Here is a 3,618-nt window from a genome sequence, read left to right on the forward strand (position 1 = left end):
GACAGGGACGGGGGCGGCGGCGCGGCCCGCGGGCACGTACTTCGACGCGGCGATGGAGGAGGCCGCCCGGCTCTATGAGGACCTGGAGTCCGAGCAGGCGCTGGCGGCGGTGACCCGGGCGCGGCGGCTGGCGCGGACGGACGAGGAGCGCAGCGCGGCGGCCATCTACGAGGGCGTCATCCTGGCGGACATGGGACGGCGCGATGATGCGCTGGCTTCGTTCCGGGCGGGTCTGCTGCTGGCGCCGGAGGCGAAGCTGCCGGCGAAGGTGTCACCCAAGGTGGTGGGGGACTTCGAGGCGGTGCGGCAGACGGTGCGGCAAGAGCGCGTGGTGGTGGAGGAGCCGGCGGAGCCAACGCGGCCTCCGGTGGTGGAGAAGCCTGCGGATACGCCGGTGCGGCCTCCGGTGGTGGAGAAGCAGGTGACGCTGGATCCGCCTCGGGTCGCAGTGGCGTCTGAGCCGGCTCCGGGCGTGGATTTGAAGGCGGCGGGTGCGGAGCGCGCGGGGCTGCGAATTCCGACGGTGTCGTGGGTGTTGCTGGGGACCGGCGTGGTGGCGGGCGGCGTGGGGTCCGTCATCGGGCTCCAGTCGCGCGGCAACGTGAGCTCCGCGCGCGATGCGGACCTGTCCGGGGACGTCAGCGGGCATCTGGACGATGCGCGGGGCCAGGCGGTCGTGGCGAACGTGCTCTTCGGCACGGCGGCCGCGGCGGCGGTGGGCGCCATCACCACGTTCTTCCTGAGCAGTGGTTCCACCGTCGCGGAGGGGGGACAGTGAGAAACTGGATCGTGGTGACCGTGGCATCGGGGTGCCTGGGCATCGGATGCACCGTACCGGAGACAGACCAATTCACGCTGGAGCGGCTCTGTGAAGGACAGGGGTCGCAGGCGTTGGAAGGACTCCTGCGTGCGGATCCCAGCACCTGCGACCGTGGACTGGAGCTGATCGTCCAGCCCATGGGTTTCAACCCTGGCTGCATTCGCGCGGCGCTTTGGTCGAAGGACGGCACAGGGGCCGCGTCGACCGTGGTACCGCGGAACCCGAACATGAGTGACGGGGCTGCGTTCCACGTGGTTGCCTTGTTGTCCGACGCATTGCGAGACGAACTGCGGCTCGAAGTGGATGCATTCGAACAGACCTGTGACGCGGCGCCTGTCACAAGCCACGCGTTCACCGTGGGGCACCCCGAAAAGGGACAAATCGCACAGTCCCTTATCGAATTGCCTGCCCTTGATGCGGATGGAGATGGATTTATCTCCAAAGGCACTGGAGGCACCGACTGCAACGATTCTGACTGGTCCATCAAAGACAAAATCTTGTGGTATCCCGACATGGACGGAGACGGCTACGGGAGCAACTCCAACACCGCGCCTGTCGTCCGTGCGTGTAGCGGCCCCAGCCAATACGCAAACAACAACAGGGATTGCAACGACAACGACTCCCTGATCAGCCCCGGGCAGGCTGAACTCCGCTGCGACGGACGGGATGACAATTGCGACAACCGCGTCGATGAAGGCTTCAATATCGGGGCCACATGCGTGTTGCCAAGGGGTGGACGAGGGGTCATTACCTGTGACCCAGCGAACCCGTCACGCATCACCTGTACCGGTTGAGCAGACTTGAAGAAACGCCCGTCACTCCGCCGCGAGGTTCAGCTTGAAGACGTTGTCCTGTCCCGCCTTCACCACGAAGGAGCGGGTCACGTCCTTGCCCAGGTCCTTGTTCACGACGCGGACCTGGTGCGACCCCTCCGTCGCCTCCACTGCGGCGAAGGGCGTCTGACCCAGGTTCTTGCCGTCCAGGTACACCGTGCCGAACGGACGGACGCGGAACTCCACCTTGCCCTTGGGTAGCTCGCGACGGACCGGGGGGGCCACCCGTCGGACCGGCGGCGGGTTCGTGCTGGCCACCACGGGCCTCGCCACGACCACGGGCCGCGGAGTCGGCGGCACGGGCGGAGTCACCTCCACCACCTGCCCCGCATCGCGTGTCTCCACGGAGGACTCCGTCGTGGGCTTCAGCTCGGCTACGACCACCGGAGTTCCGCTGTCCACCGTCCCGGCGGCCACCGGCTCCACGCGCACCTCCGGCACGACCGGCGTCACCTCCGGCTCCAGCGGCTTCACGGGGACGTCGTCCTTCCGAGCTACCGGCGTGGACGGACTCACGGGCACAGCGGCCTTCTCACTCCGGCCCAGGAGCGCAAAGCCGCCCGCAAGCCCGGCCATGCTCACCAACACCACCGCTCCAACCGCCATCCTCCGGGAGGCGCGCGGTGTCGCCAGGGCCTTGCCGGACTCCGAAACCTCCAACGGTTTGAACCATGTGGACCGCTCGGACCGGGCCTCCGGAGACGCGGCGGCCAACAGACTGCCCGCTGACGGTGTCGCGGGATCCGTCGCCGCGTCGAACCGGCTCGAGGGCACGTCGTTCCCCGATGCCGTCACCGCGGGCGCCTCCATCGACGCTCGCGAGGACACCGGCTCCCACGCCGTGCCCACCACACGGCCGGGCATGGGCGTCGTCACCGCCGCCCTCCGGCCCTGCTCCTTCGCGGGGGGCTCCTTGTCCGCCACGACCAACGGCGCCGTCTCCCGCCCCTTCGCGGGCGTGGGTGCCGGGGGCATCGTCTCCACGCCCTCCATCACCTGCGCCACCAGCCGGGCAATCTGGTACGCGCCCACCGGCTCGCCCAGCGACACCACGAACCGCTCCAGGTCCGCCTGGAACGCGCGGCAGTCCGCGTAGCGCTCCGCCCGGTCCTTCGCGAGCGCCTTCTCCAAGATGCGCTGCATCGCCTCCGGCAGGTCCGGCCGGCGCTGCACCGCGGGCACGTAGGGCTCGAAGAGGATGGCCTGCATCATGCCCACGTCCGTCGTCGCGTCGAAGGGACGCCTGCCGGTGAGCAGCTCGTAGAGCACGATGCCCAGCGCGTACACGTCCACGCGCCCATCCATGGGCCGGGCCTGGAGCTGCTCCGGCGGCATGTACGCCACCTTGCCCTTCACCACGCCCGTCTGCGTGCGGTGCCCCTGCCCCGCCACCTTCGCGATGCCGAAGTCCACCACCTTCACCGCGCCCTGCCGCGACACCAGGACGTTCTCCGGGCTGATGTCCCGGTGCACCAACCCCAGCGGCGCCCCCGTCTCCGGATCCGCCAGCTCGTGCGCGAACGCCAGGCCCTCCGCGGCGGCGGCCACCATCTTCGCGCACACACCCGCGGGCAACGGCTGCTTCAGCTCCTGCGAGCGTTTGATCAACCGCCGCAGCGTGGGCCCGTCGATGTACTCCATCGCCAGGAAGTAGCTGCCGTCCGCCTCGCCGAAGTCGAAGATCTGCACCACGTTCGGGTGGTCCAGCCGGGCGGCCAGCTGCGCCTCGCCCAGGAACATCTCCACGAACGCTTCATCCTCCGCCAGGTGCGGCAGGATGCGCTTGAGCACCAGCGTCTTCTCGAACCCCCGGGGCCCCGCCGCCTTCGCGAGGAACACCTCGGCCATCCCGCCCGAGGCGAGCTTCCGCACCAACTGGTACTTCCCCAATTGCATGGACCCAGAGCTTTCCCATGGTTCGCGGGAAAGGGAAATCCCCGCCCCACCCGGGACGTCCACCCGCCC

The 3,618-nt window shown here is 69.1% G+C and carries 3 protein-coding genes; 2 read left to right on the forward strand and 1 reads right to left on the reverse strand.

The features are described 5' to 3' along the window. Nucleotides 1-778: tetratricopeptide repeat protein (locus tag D7Y15_RS45050; protein WP_121756139.1), on the forward strand; the 778-nt coding region annotated here is incomplete at its 5' end. After that, nucleotides 775-1,614 (forward strand): MopE-related protein, encoded by an 840-nt coding sequence (locus tag D7Y15_RS42750; RefSeq protein ID WP_120581607.1) that lies wholly within the window; start codon nucleotides 775-777, stop codon nucleotides 1,612-1,614. The genes D7Y15_RS45050 and D7Y15_RS42750, both read left to right, overlap by 4 nt. Before the next feature lie 21 nt (nucleotides 1,615-1,635). Here the strand turns inward: D7Y15_RS42750 and D7Y15_RS42755 are convergent, their stop codons facing one another. Beyond that, complete coding sequence (locus D7Y15_RS42755; RefSeq protein WP_121756140.1) at nucleotides 1,636-3,549, reverse strand: serine/threonine-protein kinase; 1,914 nt, start codon at nucleotides 3,547-3,549, stop codon at nucleotides 1,636-1,638. Between the last annotated feature and the right edge of the window lie 69 nt (nucleotides 3,550-3,618).

Origin of the sequence: Corallococcus sp. AB030, from assembly GCF_003668965.1 — a bacterium.
GTDB lineage: Bacteria > Myxococcota > Myxococcia > Myxococcales > Myxococcaceae > Corallococcus > Corallococcus exiguus.

Coding starts and splice junctions, on each gene's coding strand:
- D7Y15_RS42755 (WP_121756140.1), bottom strand. CDS start 3,549: ATGCAATTGGGGAAGTACCAGTTGGTGCGGAAGCTCGCCTCGGGCGGG.